This window comes from Neomoorella stamsii, from assembly GCF_002995805.1.
Classification (GTDB): domain Bacteria; phylum Bacillota; class DSM-521; order Neomoorellales; family Neomoorellaceae; genus Neomoorella; species Neomoorella stamsii.
In genome coordinates, this window is sequence record NZ_PVXL01000040.1 from 19,899 (window position 1) to 38,662 (window position 18,764).

Annotated in this window: 14 protein-coding genes and 1 pseudogene; 1 reads left to right on the forward strand and 14 read right to left on the reverse strand. The window is 45.9% G+C overall.

The window, feature by feature from the left end:
- Positions 1–37: 37 nt before the first annotated feature.
- The 4 genes from MOST_RS06420 to MOST_RS06435 all read right to left on the reverse strand — a co-directional run bounded on the left by MOST_RS06420 (position 38) and on the right by MOST_RS06435 (position 5,436).
- Entirely contained in the window at positions 38–1,036 is a 999-nt protein-coding gene (locus MOST_RS06420; protein ID WP_054938057.1) for a TAXI family TRAP transporter solute-binding subunit, read from the reverse strand.
- Between the two features lie 31 nt (positions 1,037–1,067).
- Entirely contained in the window at positions 1,068–2,315 is a 1,248-nt protein-coding gene (locus tag MOST_RS06425; protein ID WP_083476823.1) for an amidohydrolase family protein, read from the reverse strand.
- 184 nt (positions 2,316–2,499) lie between these two features.
- Positions 2,500–4,371 carry a TRAP transporter permease gene (locus MOST_RS06430; RefSeq protein WP_054938058.1) on the reverse strand — a complete coding sequence of 624 codons (1,872 nt, stop codon included), beginning with the start codon at positions 4,369–4,371 and terminating at the stop codon, positions 2,500–2,502.
- Positions 4,372–4,443: 72 nt separating this feature from the next.
- On the reverse strand, positions 4,444–5,436 hold the full coding sequence (locus MOST_RS06435) for a TAXI family TRAP transporter solute-binding subunit (protein WP_083476824.1): 993 nt from the start codon (positions 5,434–5,436) through the stop codon (positions 4,444–4,446).
- A gap of 403 nt (positions 5,437–5,839) precedes the next feature.
- On the opposite strand from MOST_RS06435, the pseudogene MOST_RS18490 reads away from it, so the two are divergent.
- Positions 5,840–6,121, forward strand: a pseudogene (locus MOST_RS18490) (IS4 family transposase); the annotation flags it as partial.
- 860 nt (positions 6,122–6,981) lie between these two features.
- Here MOST_RS18490 and MOST_RS06445 read toward each other — a convergent pair.
- The 10 genes from MOST_RS06445 to MOST_RS06490 all read right to left on the reverse strand — a co-directional run bounded on the left by MOST_RS06445 (position 6,982) and on the right by MOST_RS06490 (position 18,714).
- The gene (locus MOST_RS06445; protein ID WP_054938061.1) at positions 6,982–8,367 is read right to left on the reverse strand and encodes a UbiD family decarboxylase; all 1,386 of its coding nucleotides are present in this window, start codon (positions 8,365–8,367) and stop codon (positions 6,982–6,984) included.
- Between the two features lie 14 nt (positions 8,368–8,381).
- Complete coding sequence (locus tag MOST_RS06450; protein ID WP_054938062.1) at positions 8,382–8,612, reverse strand: hypothetical protein; 231 nt, start codon at positions 8,610–8,612, stop codon at positions 8,382–8,384.
- A 24-nt stretch (positions 8,613–8,636) separates the two neighbouring features.
- Complete coding sequence (locus MOST_RS06455) at positions 8,637–9,512, reverse strand: FAD binding domain-containing protein (protein ID WP_054938063.1); 876 nt, start codon at positions 9,510–9,512, stop codon at positions 8,637–8,639.
- A 73-nt stretch (positions 9,513–9,585) separates the two neighbouring features.
- Positions 9,586–10,065, reverse strand: a complete 480-nt coding sequence (locus MOST_RS06460) for a (2Fe-2S)-binding protein (protein WP_054938064.1) — start codon at positions 10,063–10,065, stop codon at positions 9,586–9,588.
- Between the two features lie 30 nt (positions 10,066–10,095).
- A complete protein-coding gene (locus tag MOST_RS06465; protein ID WP_054938065.1) occupies positions 10,096–11,382 on the reverse strand; it encodes a M20/M25/M40 family metallo-hydrolase in 1,287 nt (428 codons plus the stop codon).
- 42 nt (positions 11,383–11,424) lie between these two features.
- On the reverse strand, positions 11,425–13,698 hold the full coding sequence (locus MOST_RS06470) for a xanthine dehydrogenase family protein molybdopterin-binding subunit (protein WP_054938066.1): 2,274 nt from the start codon (positions 13,696–13,698) through the stop codon (positions 11,425–11,427).
- 434 nt (positions 13,699–14,132) lie between these two features.
- The gene (locus MOST_RS06475; protein WP_054938067.1) at positions 14,133–14,693 is read right to left on the reverse strand and encodes a Fe-S-containing hydro-lyase; all 561 of its coding nucleotides are present in this window, start codon (positions 14,691–14,693) and stop codon (positions 14,133–14,135) included.
- An 11-nt stretch (positions 14,694–14,704) separates the two neighbouring features.
- A complete protein-coding gene (locus MOST_RS06480) occupies positions 14,705–15,547 on the reverse strand; it encodes a fumarate hydratase (protein WP_054938068.1) in 843 nt (280 codons plus the stop codon).
- A gap of 26 nt (positions 15,548–15,573) precedes the next feature.
- Positions 15,574–17,244, reverse strand: coding sequence for a PucR family transcriptional regulator (locus MOST_RS06485; protein WP_054938069.1), 1,671 nt, complete (start codon positions 17,242–17,244; stop codon positions 15,574–15,576).
- Between the two features lie 66 nt (positions 17,245–17,310).
- Entirely contained in the window at positions 17,311–18,714 is a 1,404-nt protein-coding gene (locus MOST_RS06490) for an aspartate ammonia-lyase (RefSeq protein WP_054938070.1), read from the reverse strand.
- Positions 18,715–18,764 lie beyond the last annotated feature (50 nt).

The following is an 18,764-nucleotide window of genomic DNA, read 5'->3' on the forward strand; positions in this document are numbered from 1 at the left end:
GTTTTATAACAAATATGTGAGGACCTACATTACGTGATTATAGAGTGCCCTTTTCTTTGTAATACTTTTCCGCACCCGGATGAAGTGAAATACCCAGTCCTTTAGAACTTTTATCGGCACTAATATATGACAGATCTGCAACGGCCTTGGCGAGATAATCTGCATTCTTTATAAGCGCTGAAACAACATTATAAACAACCTCCTCCGACAGATCGGCTCTTGTAGCAAGCATACCCACAGTTCCCTCAGTCGTAACTTCCTTGGATAGCCCTCTGTATAGATTTGCCGGAATTACTACTTTTTGATGACCAGGATTCATCTCCCTAAGCTGCTCCATAATTTGATCATCAATCCCGAGAAGGGTAATCGGAGTCTGAGAAGCGATATCCTGAATCATAGGAAATGGTACCCTAATGGTGCTGTGAACCGCACAGAAATCTATAGTCCGATCCTTAAACATACCTGCTATGTCGGACGCAGTTCCAGATACCCACTTCACGTCCTCTTTCTTAAGACCATATAAAGGTAATATTTGCTCGAATATTCCAGTTGTAGCATAACCCGGCATTCCTGTACTAATCTTTTTCCCTTTTAGGTCGCTTATTGAATTAATGCCCGAATCCGGCCTTACCACCATCTGGAGAGCAGCCAGATAAAGCCCCATCGCTGATGAGATATTCTGCAGAGGCTTTTCAAAACGGCCTTTCCCTGCCTTGGCATCAGCTGCAGTTACACCAAATGTAATTCCAAAATCAATTTTCTTTTCTTCCAAAGCTTTGAGATTAATATCGCCGCCACCGTAGAAAATGTCGACTTTCGTTCCAGGAAATTCTTTTTCCAATACTTCTTTCATGGCTGCGGCCATGGGATACCATGAGCTGCCCGGCTCGCTTGCTCCTATAGTGAGCCTTTGTGGCATCCCACCTTTAGACTGCTTTCCACCCGCCCCTCCTGCACAACCGACAACCACACCTGCCATAAAAACCATCACGACTGCCGCTATAATACTTTTAAGTAACCTGCAATTTACCTTCATTCTTACGCCTCCGTTTCTTTCCATTTTTTCTTTATCCCTGGCTATCTCGTGCTAATTTTCTTGTAATGCTGTTTTCGGCTACCACACACCCCCCTTTTATAACATATCTCCGCACGGCCTGAGTCCGAATAGCTTCAGCTGCGCTTGTCGCATCCAATACAACTAAATCAGCTGTCTTCCCTACTTCGAGACCGTAATCCGACAACTGCATGGCGCGAGCAGCATTTAAGGTCACCATGTCGAACACAGTTTCAATTTCGTTAGGAAAAGTAAGCTGGGCGGTATGAGCAACAAACGAGGCAACTTCCAGTTGATCGCAACGTCCAAAGGGGTAGTAAGGGTCGTTTACATCATCCTGACCGGAACAAATGTTGATACCTGCTCCGAGAAGCTCCTTGACGCGTGTTATTCCCCGTCTGACAGGCTGTTTGTCCCTCCGGCCGTTAAGCACAAGGTTAATGTGAGGATTACAGCAAATGCTAATTCCGGCTTCGGCAACCATTCGAACCACGCGGGCAGCATGATAGTCGTCGTAGGCCGCTAATGCTTCACTGTGGCTCGCAGTTACCCGGCCTTGATACCCGTATCGGATTGTAGCCAGGGCAACAATTTCCAGGGTTCTCGAGGTAGGATCATCTGTATCATCAACCAACATGTGTACATCTGCTTTGAAGTCTTTAGCTATTTTAAAAACCGTATCAATATGAGCTCTTGCATCGTATTCATCGAATTCGTACCACGGAATACCGCCGACAACGTCGGCGCCCATTTCCATTGCCTGCCTGAGCAATTCTTCAGTCCCGGGTTGACGGACAATTCCCTCTTGCGGGAACGCTACTACCTGAAGGTCAATAATACCCCGGTTGAGCTCCCTGAGCTTAAGCAAAGCCTCAACAGGCCGCAGGCCACCATAAGGGTCAACATCAGCAAATCCCCTCATTGCAGTTGTACCAGCGAGGATGGCCATATCGATGACAGCCTGGGCTCTCTGGCAAATCTCGTCTACACTATAATGAAGCTTACGGTCGATGGTCAGCCTTATAGCCTCTTCAAAGGTCGCGCTCAGGTTTTTGGCTTGTTCTCCTAGCAATGCCTTATCTAAATGCATGTGAGGATTGACAAACCCTGCCGTAACCAATCGCCCTTCGGCATCGATCTCCTGCTTAGCCGGAGCATCTATTTTAACCTGAATCTCAGCTATCCTCCCTGCATTAATACCTATCTGAAACAATCCGTCCTTCCCGCGGAGCCTAGCATTTTTTATTATGAGATCCATCATGGTCCCACCCCACCTTTCAATATCATAACAGGCCAGTATTTTTACTCTGCCAATTTTAATTTAGTTCAATATAATTTTAAAGTCAATGAATTCCAATACTAGCTATTAAGGGAAATTTGGCAAATACATAAAATATATATTCCTTAGGCTTTATTACTGCTGAAATTTCATTCAAGCGTGATGTTTACTTTTTCACCACCAAAGCTCTAGGAGTCTCCATAAATTCACTTGCCAATACTACTATTATCAGGATACCACCAATTATATCTGTAATTAGGCCAGCATCCAGCAAAAGGATCCCCCCTATCAAGGCGAATACTCTTTTCCAGATAACGAGTTTTTGGGCCAGGTAGCCTTCTAGACCTGCAGCAATAAAGAATACCCCTATTGCACCAGCGATAGTTGGCCAAATGGCTTCACGTAGCGGTTCCTGTAGTAAGAGTGCCGGGTAGCGAATAAAAACAAAAGGAATTACATATAATGGTATGCCCACCTTAAAAGCCGTCCAACCAACCTTATTGGGTGGGCATTGGGCAATAGCAGCTGCGGCATAGGCAGCCAGGGCAACTGGAGGGGTTATCATAGACAACATACCGTAATAGAAAACAAATAAATGGGCGGCCAGTGCATTCACCTTCATTTGAACAAGCGCCGGTACTACCAACGCCGCCAGGACAATGTATACAGCAGTTGTTGGCATACCCATACCCATGATCAAGGCTACTATTGCAACCAGGACCAATAACAGAAAAACCTGGTCGCCAGCGATCGTAACCAACACAGATCCCAGACGGGGCCCTAATCCCGTTAATGTAATAACCCCCACAACTATCCCAGCAGTAGCCGATATGGGAATCAAGCTACTTAATTCACGGGAGGCATTTTCTAACCCTCTGAAAAGGTTTACCAGTCCGGCTACAGGTCCTTCCTTCCATTTACTTAAAAAGCAAATTACTCCTGTTATCAAAACCCCCAAAAACCCGGCTAGGGTAGGAGAAAAACCTTTTATTAGCAACAATATAATTACTATAACTGGTATCAAATAATATATCCTTAAAATTATAGTGTTGATTTTTGGTAAATTTTCCCCTTTTTCTCCTTGTAGTCCGTGGTGCCGTGCATATAAATAAATGGCTGCAAAACAAGCGAAGTAATAAAGAAGTGACGGAATAATTGCTGCTATAGCTACTTTCAGATAGGGAATGCCCAAAGCATCCGCGATCAGGAATGCCGCCGCTCCCATGATTGGCGGCACCAATTGACCACCAGTAGACGCCAAGGTTTCCACAGTTCCAGCAAAGTGTGGCTCATAGCCCCCTTTCTTCATTGCAGGGATAGTCACGCAACCGGTAGTGGCTACATTGGCTACCGCTGATCCGCTAATCATTCCCATAAGGCTGCTGGCGACAACAGCAATCATTCCCAGCCCGCCCGTTATTCGCCCTACTACTACTTTAGCAAGATCAATTAAAAATTGTGCTCCGCCACTTACTTCTAAAATGGCTCCGAAGGATACAAACAAAGTTACATATTGGAGCATAACTTGTATCGGTGTACCATATATACCCCCTTTAGTAAGATAAATCGTCGAAGCCACCCTACCTAGTTCGTAACCCCGGTGGGCAATAAGAGGCGGGAAAAGGTAGCCAAAAAAAGCATAGAATAAGAAAAAAGCGGAAATAACTACTAGCACCCATCCCGTAGCCCTACGTACAGCCTCAAGTACAAGAATAATGGCTATTAATCCCATAACGGTGTCGGCAACATTAGGCATCCCTGGTCGGATAAAAATGAGGGCTTTATAGTTGGTAATTTGATACCAGCAGATGATGAACGACAGGAATACCAATGCCAGATCTATGGCTTCCCCCCAACGTTTGGGTCGCCCATCCGAACTTTTCACAACTGGGTATCTGCAGAAGGCTAACGCTAAGAATAATGAAGTAAAAATGGGCAATTGGAGTTCCAGGATCATTAAATTAAAAGTTACTACTACAATAACATAAAGAACACCACCAATTCCGAAAAGTAAACCGGCAATTTTTCGCCATTTCATAATATAAGTACCTCCACTCTTCTTTAGATCGGGGGAGCTGTACGCTCCCCCCAATCGACTTCGCTTTTAATCTTATTTCCAAATACCTTTTTCCTTGGCGTATTTTATAACGCCTGGATGTACTTCGACTCCTAAAGCTTGCGCTTCCTCAGGTGTCAAAAGATGTTGATCTTTACCTGTACGATGAACTGTTCCCAAATAATCTAAATTGGAGAATATAGCCTTAGTTATCTCATATACAAGATCTTCCGGTAGATCCGACCGGATCCAAGCTCCTGCACTTATTCCCAGTACGGTAACGTCTTTGTCTTGGCCTTTATACGTACCAGCAGGAATAACTACAGGATATACAGGTGCCTTGAAATTAGCCTTGATAACTTCAGGGTCTGCCTGGAGTAAATTGATATTAGCCCTTGCCTGCACACCCTGAATTGCAGGGATCGGGTATGCTCCCATGCCGGCAGTTGCATCAATCAGGTGATCCAATAAAGCATCTACTGACTTCTCCCATTCCAGGTACTGTGGACTAAAGTTCTTGACACCATGGGCTTTTAGAAGATCAATAGTTAATTTATTAGCTGCTGACCCAGCAGCACCAACAGCAACCTTTTTGCCATCTAAGTCTTTAATACTCTTAATACCAGAGTCAGCCAGTGCAATGTATTCGAGAGTGTCTTCAAAAAGCCTCCATCCATACTTAAAGTATTTACCACCTTCATACTTTTCTAATGCAACACTATCCGTCGCAAAGCCAATTTCCGCTTTCTTTCCCATTAAAAGATTAGTATTCTCCACTGACCCGCCAGTCTGTTCAGTAATTGCCCTTACATTAGGTACGTTCTTATTCAGGATGTCACACATTGCTACAGCTAAAGGATAAAAGACACCGCCAGGTTGTGAAGTTGCAAAAGAAATTTGCTGAACTGATGCCTGGGAAGATGTACTTGGAGAAGGACTGGTTTTTTCTCCGGTTGCCTTCCCACCACCTCCACAACCATTCGTAATTAACATAAACGTAAAACTTAAAGTCAATAATGCTATAACTATTAAAACTTTCTTTTTCATAAGTAGAACATACCTCCTTTTTTCTTGACAATTATTTACTTAAGGAACTCTACGCAATGTCACACAAAAACAAGCTTAAAGCTAGCTTCTCTACATTGCTCACCTCCTTTCCAACAGTAGTTTGCAAAACGTACAATTAGAGGTTGATCTTTTCTCTACGTTAGCAATCTTTTTAAATAATACAACCGGATATAATTTTCCTCTTTCTAATTTTTCCATCAATGGGGGCGTCTCAAACATCTTTGCTCTAACAATTTTAATATATCTCAAGATAATTTCAACGTCAATGAAACTTAACACTGGTTTTAGGGAAAATTGGTTTAATACGCCAAGATATGCTCGCCAGGCTCTTCATTGCTACTGAAATCATATTCAATCATAGTTTTAAACAATTATGACCTGATACCCCATTGATTCCACTACCATTAGCTTCTGCCTGACCCAGTCTGACCCAGTACCGTGGGCCGAGTTCCGCAAGATTAGAGGCGGTGTCAAGCTCCACCTACGCTTAAGGTTCTTTGAAGAAGAAGTTTTACCTGATAAAGCAGTCATCACCCCGGCCCGGCCGGCAGATAAAACCCAGATGGATATTCTCGTAGTCGAGGAAAAAGATGCTTTAAACGTCTTTGACCGTGGCTACGTCGACTACAAAAAGTTTGATAGGTACTGCGAAGAAGGCATCCGCCCTCTACGAACCCTTTACATCTTCGTCCAAACCCTGCATCGTAAGCCTCAACATAGTTCCCGGGGTCGACGAAGGGTAGATTACGAAAGAATCTACCAGGAAACCGTAAGGCAGGTTTTGGCGGGCGAAGCAGGCTATCTTAACGACGTAATTTATGACCCTTTAGTTCTCTAGCAAGTTTGGTTCTCTAGCAAGTTTGATACTGGCAATATGTGGATAAGGACTACCCCTGATACCCTAAGTCCTTTGACCAGGGAAGGGGAAAGACCATGGTTGTATACACCATTACTGTTATTATGTTACATGTCCCTACTTTCCATATATTGCCTTGATGTGAGCTACAGATTTTTATGCAACGCTAGTGAAAAACAATACCTTTGCCGCTCCTTAGGCTATCCCACAATTCATTTTGTTCCCTGTTAATCCCAATTTGAGTGCCTATAATATGCTTCTACTTTGCGTTTCCTTTATCTTATAGTTCTAAACCTTCACTCCGTAGCGGAACTTACTTGTGCAGCAGCGTTAACTAGTGCCACGATAGAAAAATATCATAACATCCTGGGAAAAATAGCCAATAACTAAATAGCGTTGATTTTACATAACTCCTGTATTGATTTCCCTGCTACCATTTCATGCCATTTTATATGCAACTAATTTTGGTCCGGCACTAGATGATGCATTAGTAAAGCAACCCGGCAACGGTACGATGCTTCAAAACACGCCAGGGCCATAACCGTGGTACCGGCGCCCAGGAGGATAGTATCCCTCTACTGCGCCAATTCCGCCGCCTTCCGCGCAATGGCTAGCTTCTCCGCCGGGAACTTATCGGTCTTTCCAATAGTAGTTTGCAAAACATACAATTAGAGGTCAAAGTATTCAGTAATATTGATTTTTCTAACCACCTCCTCCGGTGGTTGCGCTATCGGCGGAAAAATTTTACCCTTAGGCTTAGTAGCATCGATAATCATCCCGGAGCCTCTTATTTCGTCGGGCAACGATGGGTCGAGCAACTGTCCTTGAATCCCTTCAATAATTTTAACATCTCGGTCAGCTTGAACTCGCGTAGCTATAGCCCACATAATTTTCTCGTTATCGGTTACATCTATATCTTCATCAACTATAATTACATGTTTTATAAAGTTGCTCATACTCATTGCCGCCATTGCAGCCCGCAATGGTTCTCCCTCTGTCCGTTTTTCCATACTGATAACCATGTGCAATGGACCACCTGTTTCAACCCAGGCTATATCCTTTACATTAGGGAACATATTTTTTAAATGGGCAAAAATACTCGCTTGTAGAGGAAAATGAGCGTACATATTATCCCTGTGGGAAGAAAATACCTGCAAAATAATCGCGTCCGGACGATGATGTACTGCAGTGATTTCAACCAGCCATGATAATCTTTGTGACCCGATATAACCGGTGAACTCACCAAACGGTCCTTCTACTGTGCGCTTCAGAGCTTTAATTTTGCCTTCTAAAACCGCCTCCGCATCCGCCGGAATAAAGAAATCCTCCCCAAGGGTCTTTGAGGGTACGACGCGGATAGATTCGCCGAGTATGCTCGCGGCTACGCGATATTCGTCTTTGTCAAGCCCCACCAGGGCAGCGCCCGATAAATAAAGTGCAGGGTGATGGCCTAGTACCAACGCTACTGATAAATCTTCACCTCGCTCCTCCGCCTCACGCGTATACTGCCAAAGGTGGCGCGGGGACATGTAAATCGCTAAATGGTTGTGATCAAGAAGCATACAGCGGTTAAACGAAAGGTTATAACGCCCTCCGGGAACTTTTGTAATAACTAAAGGGGTTAAATAGTGGCCCCCATCAAGAGCGCTTACCCGGGGGATGGGGAGAATGTTCAGATCAACCTGGGAACCTAAAAGGGAATGGCTATATATTGGCGCTTCATTTTCATCAATTAGAAGGACATCGATACTATTGCTCATTCTCTTGGTAAATTCGTTATATAACTCTTCCCTTTTTTCTCCATCAACCCCTAAAGCTGCTCCAATCTTGGCCATATTGGCAAAGCAATTAAAAATAATACGCATCGAGGTTGTTCTTTCCTCTACGTCAACAACATTTTCAAATAATACAGTCGGATATAATTTTCCCCTTTCTAATCTTTCCATCAACGCGGATGCCTCAAACTTAGGGTCAACACGTTTAGTGACCCTCCTTAATTCGCCAGCACCTAATTTTTCTACTGATCTTAACCAAGTTCGCAGATCCTTGGGCATATTTATCCTCCTCACTATTTATTTGCAGGACGATACACAATTGATCCAACTTGAGCATCAGTCATGTTTTTAGGTTTAACCAAATCGGGCACATTCGCCCCTTGAGGCACAAAATCTCTATATTCCTCCGCTTCGATAAAGGTTTCGCAAAATGGACAATAAACAGGAGCCTGCGCAGCCAATACCATTACATCACACAAAATGGGACCCCCACACTTTTTGCACTCTAACTTGAGCATTTTCATCTCCCGCAACCTCCTTTCTATTTTTTAAATCTTAGTACCCCGACATAAATCGGCAATCTCTTCCAAAGCTTCTAAAATTAAGCCCTCGATAGCAATGGTTTTATACGGCGCGGAAGCTCTCCCGACAACAGCTTTTCTAACTGCCACCACTGCTTTTTCTACCACCTCAGACCAAGATTCGATCGCAAGGTTACCGGCAACAATAATGCTTTCGGCTTCTTTTAATCGCAGCGGATAAGGTGCGACGGCACCGATGGCTAAATACGCCCTTGTAATCAACCCTCCCTGAATAAAAACCACTATGGCTACACTCATCCGGGATATGGCAAGTGCATTTCGACGACCTAATTTAAGAAAATACCCCAATGGTCGGCACTCAGCAGGAATCTGGATTTCCCTGATAATTTCCCCTGGTTTAAGAGCCTCATCTGGATTTTGCAATAAGGACTCTATAGTAACCCGACGTTGCCCTTGCCAATTCTCCACTAAGGCTTCCGCCTGGTGAGCTACTAAAGCAGGTAGGGAATCTCCGGCCGGGGAGGCTGTGGCAATATTTCCACCTATTGTTCCTACGTTGCGTATTTGTGGCGAACCCACCGTCCTAACCGCCTGAGCCAGGGCAGGGGCCCATAAAGACACCAAAGGAGAAGATCCCACCTGGCTAAAAGTAAGAGCGGCACCGAGCCGTAATCGATTGCCTTCCACAGTATGAACCATTAACTCTGGTAATCTCGAAATATCAATAAGTACTTTCGGTTGTACTTCCTCCCGTTTCATTGCTAAAATTAAATCAGTTCCCCCTGCCAAAAGGCGCGCTTGGGAATTATATTTTCTAAAAAGCTCGCAAGCCTCTGTTAACGTTTTTGGACAATAATAAGCATATTCGACAGGTAATAACAAGGCGGGAACCTCCTACTGATTTAAAATCTATTTTTATGCGCCAACAGATTACCTACTAATGCACCCCGAAGTGCTACTCTGCCACCTTTTCTTTTAACTCCTTGGCTGCTCTTTGCACGGCGCGTACTATAGCGGCATAGCCTGTACAGCGGCACAGATTGCCTGATATAGCCTCTTTTATTTGATTCTCGTCCGGATCAGGGTTTTTGTCTAACAGGGCCTTAGTACTAAGCAACATTCCTGGGGTACAATACCCACATTGTACGGCACCCTCCTTAATGAACGCTTCTTGTAAAGGGCTCAACTTATCAGCGGCCAACCCTTCCACAGTAATGATTTCTTTGCCATCAATTGTCACAGCTAAAGTAAGACATGAGTTTACGGGCTCTCCATTAATCAATACCGTACAGGCTCCGCACTCTCCGATGCCACAGCCGACCTTAGTACCTGTTAAGCCCAACTCGTTCCTGAGAAAATCAACCAGGAGAAGATTTGGTTCTATATATTTTTCCATGGCTACTCCATTTAAACTAAAAGAGATCTTATTAGCCATTTTAGCAACCTCCCAATTTTGAAGCGCGTACTAAGAAATGGCTTGTCTTTCTCTTTGCCCTAAGTAGTAAGCCAGAAGGGCATAAATTTTTGCCGCTCGCACCAGTTCCTCTATCGTGATCGCGTTCACACCACCACCAGCTCCCCCGCCAGGGCCATACGTAATCGTTGGAATATTGAATTCGGCATAGCAGTTAGTATCCCGCCACATGCTAGTTACCGGAGGATCAGCCCGAAGAGTCAATTCTTCCCCGCTAACCATCTTATAGGCTTTTTGGAGGTCAGCGATAAGAGGTTCGATGCCTTTTGCCTCGTAACCAGGACGATGTAAATAAATTTCAACCTCTCCGTCTACGCCTACTTCCTCCAGCAAGGCACAGAGTTCTTGTCGAATATCCAGAGGGTTGACCCCAGGCAAAATCCGTACATCTAAATAAAGATGACACACCTCGGGTGGGCGAATGATCTGATAGGGAAGGCCGCCCCTGATTGCACCTAAGCTAGCTTTAGGAATAACCGTACCGCCCGCATAGCTACGAGTATTTCTCTTTGAGTACTCCCGGGCCCACTTTTCTAAGGCCAAAATTAGAACTCCGCTATGGACTATAGCGTTACTACTTGCTAACGGATTTTCCGGGTGTTCTATATAAGGAGTATATCGCGAAGGTCCAGCAAATACAGTTATCTTAAAAAATGCCTTACCAGCTTCTACCCAGCCAGGCTTAAAATTAGTGGCCTCTGCTACAATTGCAAAATCCGTTGTTCCCCCATGCGTCAAGAGATAATGGGTTCCGAAATCTTTGCCAAGGTATGCGGAACCAATAAATTCATCGACGGGCTCGGGACCGATCTCCCCGATTACTGCTGCTAAAAGAATGTCTCCTTTCAGTTGCAGGCCACATTTCCGGATGGCGTCAGCTGCTATTAACCAGCAAGCCAGCGGGCCTTTATCATTCACTACTCCATTACCGTATATTGTATCGCCTTCAAGCCAGGCCTCATAAAATATTTTCTGTTCGGGCATCCGGAGCCGCCATATTTCATTTTTCCCCATAGTCACATCCATATGACTGTTAAAAGTAATGCTAAATCCTTTCCCTGTTCCCCGAAGCTTTCCCAATACGTTAGCTCTATCGGGCGAAGGACCAATAAGGCAAGGGTTAAAGCCTCGCTCTTCCATCCATCTATAGACAAACTTCATCATGTCGCCTTCGTGACCCGTTGGACTATAAATATTACCTAAAGTTAAGGTAAGGTCAACGAGTTCTGATTTACTCTTCTCGATTTCCTCCATAATTATAATTTCATCTTCTACCAATTACCCAGTCGCCTCCCCTATATCCCGGAGCTTTCTAGTATCTTATTTACATAACCAGCAAATATTTTCTCGGCTTACCTCTGCAGCCCTTTGAACCTCCTCCAGATTCAAGGGCAAGTTATAGACATCGACACCCAGGGCTACTGATAAGGCATTGGCCACTGCAGCAGCTACAGGCAATACCGCTGGTTCTCCTACTCCTTTGGCTCCAAAAGGTCCAATGTGGTCTGGTATATCCAACGTTATAGAATAAACGCTAGGCATATCGAGACTGGTAGGTATAATATATTTATCAAAATTGCAATTGCTAACCCGTCCCCCTACAAGCTGAAGTTCTTCTGTCAAGGCATAACCGACGCCCATAGCTATGGCACCCTCGATTTGTCCAGTCAGCAAGGCGGGATTAATAACGGTACCCACATCGTAGACACTAATAAACCTTTCTACTTGAACTTTACCGGTATAGGTATTCACTTTGATCCTTGCGCAATGAGTGCCGTAAGTATAAGTAGCGTAAGGAGTGCCTTGCCCTTTCTCGTCTAACGGAGTGGTAGGTGGATTATAATCCTTAAGGGTTTCGATATTTTTCCGAGAAGCAAGTTCCTGGAGAGGCAAAATAATATCATTTGGACCAGATATTACAGGACCATCGAGGCCATCGTTTAAACGGAGAGATTGGAGAGGGGTTTTTAAGATGGAAGCAGCTTCCGAGAGAATTTTCTCCCGCAATTCCCGCGCCACTAATTCAACAGCCTTTCCGACGATGACAGTGACCCTAGTTCCGGAAGTAGTCCCTGAATCCGGTGTTTGGACAGTATCACCTGAAACCACTATGACATATTCAGGGGCAATCCCTAAAGCTTCAGCGGCAATCTGTTTGAGGATAGTGTTCGACCCTTGACCAATGTCAGGCGAACCAGTGGCTATTTCCACCATACCATTACCTAATAACTTAGCCCTAGCTACGCCAGGATTAGGCATACCCGTCCGCCCATTTCCATAATATCCGCAGGCTACACCCCATGCTCTTTTCTCGTAAGGCTTGAGGGATGTTTCCTCATTTTGATCCTGCTCCTTCTTTAATAATTGCCGCGCCTTTTCCAAAGCCTCCTTAATGTGCACGCCTTTTAAAACTTGGCCGGTAGAAGTTGTATCGCCCTCGACCAAACAATTTTTCAAACGTATCTCCCAAGGGTCTAAACCGACGGCCTTACCCAAGCGGTCCATTTGTCGTTCAATGGCAAATGTAACCTGCGGGAGGCCAAAACCCCGCATAGCTCCCCCTGGAGGGTTGTTCGTGAGTGCTCCTCGCACTTCCACATAGACATTCGGAACACGATAAGGCCCTGCCCCTCCAATGAGACTACGCAGAAGAACAGTAGGCGAGTAGTCAATATAAGCGCCAGCATCCGCAATCATGTCTAACTTTACTCCGATTAATGTACCATCTTTTTTAGCAACATGGGTATACCTCATAACGGCAGAATGCCGTTTAGTAGTCACCTGAATGCTTTCTTCCCGACTATAAACCATTTTCACCGGCCGTTTTGTTTTAAAAGCAGCCAGGGAAACCATACAGTCCAGAGGCAAATCCGGCTTTCCCCCAAAACTACCGCCAATAGTTGCCGTAGTTACCCGAATCTTTTCAGGAGGTACCCCCAGAACCCGGGCAACCTCTTTTTGTTCGATGTGAGCACTCTTAGACGTCGTAAAAAGATGTAATTTATCTTCTTCAAAAAAAGCAAATGTGCCCTCGGGTTCTATATAAGCATGCTCTACCGGACCGGTCCTATATTCCCCCTGGATAATTACATCTGCTTCAGCTAGCGCCTGTTCAAAGTCACCCTTAATTATGCGACGATGAAAACAAAGGTTTGTATCTTCTCCAACAAGGGGGGCATTAGAAACTAAAGCTTCTTCGGGATCTGTAACTACAGGAAGTTTTTCATAAACCACTTCTACCAGCTTAGTTGCCAACCGGCACGCTTCCTCACTTTCACCCACTACTACGGCTACTGCTTCCCCCAAAAACCTCACCTTATCTTCAGCTAACACCCGTTGATCCTTAACCCCAGTCATACCAATACGATTTTGTCCAGGTATATCCTTAGCCGTTAATACACATACCACGCCTGGTACCTCTAACGCCTTTGTAAACCTGATCTCCTTAATAAGCGCATGGGCATAGGGACTACGTACAGCCCTGGCAAATAGATGCCCATTCCCTAAATCAGCCACGTATTTTGCTTCTCCCTTAACTTTTTGGTAAGCATCTTCTTTCGATAAATTGCAACTTATAAACCGCTTTGGATCCATCACTGCTCCCCCCGAAAGTATCAAACATAGTATCTGCACTCAAATTATAATTTTTAAGAATTGCCATATCGATGATATCTGGGCTTTCCGACAAATCTCGTCTACGCTGTAATGCAGTTTACTGTTGATGGTCAGACTTATAGCCTCTTCAAAGGTCTAACTCGGGTTTTTCACCTGTTCTCCTAGTAAGGCCTTGTCTAATTACATATAATATTATGAGATCACTCAAGATTCACCCCTATCTCTCCGCATCATAGCACGCTAACATCTTTACTCTAACAATTTTAATATATCTCAAGACGATTTCAACGTCAATGAAACCCAACACTGATTCTGATGGAATTTGGTTTAATACGTCAAGATATGCTCGCCAGGCTCTTCATTGCTGCTGAAATTGCATTCAATTATAGTTTTAAACAATCATTTGCCCTCATTCAGCACCCTGGGGCCCGGCGATACTTTGCCCGGCCGCTGGCATATAAATCATTCCCCTGGCAGTCGATACCCACAATCACCGGGAATTCTTCTACTTCCAGGCGGTAGATGGCCTCCGGCCCCAGGTCTGCGTAGGCAACGACGGTAGCCTTTTTAATGTGCCGGGCCAGGAGGGCCCCCGCACCACCGGTGGCCAGGAAATAGACGGCCCCGGCTTGCTGCATGGCCCGGATTACTTCCGGGCTGCGGCCGCCTTTACCAATCATGCCCCGCAGGCCCTTTTCCCTGATGAGCAACGGCGCGTAGGCATCCATCCGCCCGCTGGTAGTGGGTCCGGCAGAGCCGATCACTTTACCAGGCCGGGCCGGGCAGGGGCCGACGTAATAGATAATCTGGTCGCGGAGGTCCACAGGCAGCTCGCCGCCGGCCCGGAGGGTTTCCACCATCCGCTTGTGGGCCGCATCCCGGCCGGTTAAAATGGTGCCGCTAATTAAAACCTGATCCCCGGCCCTTAACCTCCGGGCCGTTGCCTCATCCAGAGGAGTTGTTATGTTAAGCACAGGCCCACCCCCTACAAAATTGCGGTAGCATGCCGGGCGGCATGACACTGCAGGTTGACGGCTACTGGTAAAGAAGCGATGTGGGTCGGGTAGATTTCAATATGGACATCTAAAGCAGTCACCCTTCCCCCCAGGCCCTGGGGGCCGATGCCGGTGGCGTTAATGGCCTCCAGCAGTTCTTCTTCCAGTTCGGCAACATGGCTTAAAGGATGGCGCTGCCCCAGGGGGCGCAGGAGGGCCTTTTTCGCAAGGTAAGGGGCCTTTTCCAGGTTGCCGCCGATGCCCACGCCGACAACAATGGGCGGGCAGGGGTTGCCGCCGGCTTCCTCCACCACCTGGAGCACATATTTCTTTATGCCTGCCACGCCGTCGGCTGGTTTGAGCATCTTTACCCCCGACATATTCTCGCTGCCGGCGCCCTTGGGAGCTACCGTAATCTTCAAGCGATCCCCGTCAACTATCTCCGTATGGATAATTGCCGGCGTATTGTCGCCGGTATTTTTACGTAGTAAAGGATCCCCCACTACCGAGTTGCGGAGGTAGCCTTCCGTATAGCCCTGCCGCACCCCAGCGTTGATGGCTTCATAGAGATTGCCGCCCGCTATATGTACCTCCTGTCCCACTTCCACAAAGACTACCGCCACCCCGGTATCCTGGCAAATGGGCTCCCCGGTACCGGCCGCCAGCCTGGCGTTCTCCTGGAGTTGTTGTAATATATCCCGCCCTAAAGGCGCCTCTTCCCTGGCCAGGGCTGCCGCCATGGCCTGCCACCAATCCGGCCCCAGCACCGAGCAGGCCTCAATGCACAGCCTGGCCACTGCTGCCGTGATTTCCTGGGCTTTAATTTCGCGCATTGTCCCACGCCTCTTTCAACATAAAATCAGGTTATATTATTACCAAAGCGATTGAAAACCTGCGATAGGCGCATAGCCACCTGCAGATTGAGCATTTGATCAGGATTGTTGAAATCTACGCCGGTCAATTCTTTAATTTTATTCACCCGGTACAAGACTGTATTGTAGTGGGTATAGAGTTTTTCTGCCGTTTCCTTAACATTACAATTAGTCTCTAAAAAAGTCCCTAGTGTCTTAAACAATTCTCCTTTCTTGCTATTATCATAAGCCAGTAGAGGCCCTAGCATTTCCTGCACAAACTCTTTTAATTCGGCCATACCTGCATGCTTTAGCAGCAAACCATAAACGCCCAAATTTCGGTAATAAATAATCGTCCCGTTGCCAAACAGGTATTTCCCCAGTTCCAAAGCCAATTTAGCTTCGCGGTAACTTTTTTTAATGCCTTTGATGCCGTTATAGCCGCCACCAATACCAATAGTAACCTGCCAGTAATTAAGAACCACCTTTAATTGATGTAATATGTTCTTCGTCCCGGTATTTCTTTCAGATAGTATCATATCAGGTTCCAGAAAAAGTGTAATACCGTCTTCATTGTTAACCAGAATATATTTTAAGCGTTGCCGCTGGCAAAAATTTTCTATTAAAATGGCGGCCTGAGTTTTTATATCTTGCTGCTTCCTACCCTCAACATTCAAGTTGCTTTCTTTTTGCGCCGGTAAAACCTCCAGCAATAAGGCGGCATAGTTACTACTAAGGTCCCAGCCAAAGGTCTTCCCACGTTCCAAAAATAGTTTTTCGTCATACTCCGAAGACGTCAGTAGCTGGCTTAAAAATTCAGCTCTATATTTATTCTCCACCTGGGTTACATTGTGCTGCCTTAAAATATCCAGGGCTGCTATCGAACAGACTCGTTCTACCGTTATTAGCTCCAATAGCGAAAAACGCCTCTCCGTAATTACTACTTTTACCCACCCATATTGCCGCCCTTCAACAATAATCGGTAAAGCGGCGCTATCCGCTTCCTGCCCGTTAAAACTTAATTGCTCCCCGTAAAAATCGCCGGCCTCATGTCCACTTATTTTCTTGCTATGGTCTTGACGCTCAAAATAACGGGCAATATATACAGGTACATCAAGGGGATAGATAACCCGCCTGAAATTTAAAAAGTCTTCCAGGCAAACATAGGCATCAATGAGTTCCGCCAGGGCCATAGCTATTTGATCAAGCTGGCCACCATTGAGGATCAGGTCGGTAAATTGTTGATGAACTCTGACACTGTGTTCTAAAAAAAAGGCCTGGCGATTAACTATCTGGGACAATACGCTTGAAATCAACTCAGAAAAATTCACTTCCACCGGTAATTCCAGCAAGGGAAAGGACAGGTTATTGGCGGCTTCAATCATATACAGGGGAATAGTTTCAATATATCTTTGGGATTTAATGGCCAGGCCTGCCGCCCCCTGCCTGGCTAATTGGGGAATAAGGCTTTTCTGGGCTTCAATGTCATCTTTAATGGCATAAGCCGTGGTTAAAATAAAATCACCAGGCTTTATCCAGGGCAAAATATCCGGCACTTCCATAACGTTAACATTAGTAATTACCCGTTTTAAACCTTCAGCTCCACCCAGCAAGCGGCATTTTTTAAAAACAGGCAGGTTAAGTATCTCTTCCACTCTAATTCCAAAATCCTCATTCATTACTTTTCCCCCTTTATCCCCTCCTTTATTTTTCGCTAAAAATATTTATGATCCTTCCTGCTCGGGTTAATTGGCAAGCATATGGCGCGGGTCAAGAAGTTCACGGGCCTGCCCTTCGGGTAGTAATTTTAACTCCCTGACAATATCAATAATGCTCTTGCCACTGGCCAGGGCTTGCTTGGCTACCCTGGTTGCCGCCTGGTAACCTATATAAGGTACTAATGGCGTCACCAGGCTCAAGGCACTGTTAACATAGTTTTCGCAGCGCTCTAGCCTGAACTTCATCCCTTTAATAGCTTTCAAAGCCAGGGAATTAATAGCTTCGCTAAGCATACCCAGGCTTTCAAAAAGGGCAAAGGCCAGGACCGGCTGCATAACGTTAAGCTCCAGTTGCCCGGCTGCCGCTGCCAGGCTTATAGTCAGGTCATTACCGAAAACCTTAAAACAGACCTGGTTGACAACTTCAGGAATGATGGGATTAACTTTACCTGCCATAATACTTGAACCGGCAGCCAGGTGCGGCAATTCTATTTCGGCCAGTCCGGCCATGGGGCCAGAAGCGAGCAGCCGCAGGTCATTAGCTATTTTTGTCAGGGTGACTGCCCCGGCCCGCAAAAGACCGGCAACCTCCACCATAACATCTAAATTTTGGGTGGCATCAATCAGATCGGCAGCGCGCCTCAACTGGGGAATGCCGCTGGCGGCCCGTAATTCTTCAATAACTATTTCACGATAGTGCGGGTGAGCGTTTAACCCGGTCCCAATAGCAGTACCACCCAGGTTAACTTCGACCAGTAAATTAATAGCCATTTCCCCGCGCCGGGCATCGCGCCGGATAGCCTCAGCCCAGGCCTTCAGCTCATCCCCGATTTTTAAAGGAACGGCATCCTGCAGGTGGGTACGTCCTAATTTGATAGCGTCCTTATACTCTTCAGCTTTTTCCCTCAAGGTACGGACCAGCAGCAAATTGGCCTCAACATAACGCTGCAGGAGCCTGATGGCAGCAATCCTGATAGCCGTAGGTATTACATCATTGGTGGATTGGCCATAGTTTACATCGTCCACTGGATTGAGCTTATCATATGTTCCGGGTCGGTAACCTAAAATTTCCAGGGCGCGATTGGCGATTACCTCGTTGGCATTCATGTTGATGCCCGTGCCGGCTCCACCTTGAATAGCCTCGCCTATGAAATACTCATGCCATTTACCATTGATAATTTCATCGGCCGCCCGGGCGATGGCTAGGGCCTTGCTGCGCTCGAGGGTCCCCGCCTTCATATTGGCCAGAGCAGCAGCCTTTTTGACTATTGCCAGGGCTTTAATTAGTTCGGGATGCAGCTTGTAACCGCTGACAGTAAAATTCTCTTTAGCCCGCAGGCTATGAATGCCATAATAAGCATTGTCAATAATTGTTTTTTGCCCCAGGGAATCCTCTTCAACCCGGCTAAAGCTAATCTTTTCTGCCAACATAAGCGCCCTCCTTCCTTAATCCAGGAAAACCAGGAAAAATCTCCTTAACT

Excerpts from the sequence above, each read along its gene's own strand:
- MOST_RS06420 (WP_054938057.1), bottom strand. The coding sequence starts at position 1,036 with ATGAAGGTAAATTGCAGGTTACTTAAAAGTATTATAGCGGCAGTCGTG.
- MOST_RS06425 (WP_083476823.1), bottom strand. The coding sequence starts at position 2,315 with ATGATGGATCTCATAATAAAAAATGCTAGGCTCCGCGGGAAGGACGGA.
- MOST_RS06430 (WP_054938058.1), bottom strand. The coding sequence starts at position 4,371 with ATGAAATGGCGAAAAATTGCCGGTTTACTTTTCGGAATTGGTGGTGTT.
- MOST_RS06435 (WP_083476824.1), bottom strand. The coding sequence starts at position 5,436 with ATGAAAAAGAAAGTTTTAATAGTTATAGCATTATTGACTTTAAGTTTT.
- MOST_RS06445 (WP_054938061.1), bottom strand. The coding sequence starts at position 8,367 with ATGCCCAAGGATCTGCGAACTTGGTTAAGATCAGTAGAAAAATTAGGT.
- MOST_RS06450 (WP_054938062.1), bottom strand. The coding sequence starts at position 8,612 with ATGAAAATGCTCAAGTTAGAGTGCAAAAAGTGTGGGGGTCCCATTTTG.
- MOST_RS06460 (WP_054938064.1), bottom strand. The coding sequence starts at position 10,065 with ATGGCTAATAAGATCTCTTTTAGTTTAAATGGAGTAGCCATGGAAAAA.
- MOST_RS06470 (WP_054938066.1), bottom strand. The coding sequence starts at position 13,698 with ATGGATCCAAAGCGGTTTATAAGTTGCAATTTATCGAAAGAAGATGCT.
- MOST_RS06480 (WP_054938068.1), bottom strand. The coding sequence starts at position 15,547 with ATGCGCGAAATTAAAGCCCAGGAAATCACGGCAGCAGTGGCCAGGCTG.
- MOST_RS06485 (WP_054938069.1), bottom strand. The coding sequence starts at position 17,244 with ATGAATGAGGATTTTGGAATTAGAGTGGAAGAGATACTTAACCTGCCT.
- MOST_RS06490 (WP_054938070.1), bottom strand. The coding sequence starts at position 18,714 with ATGTTGGCAGAAAAGATTAGCTTTAGCCGGGTTGAAGAGGATTCCCTG.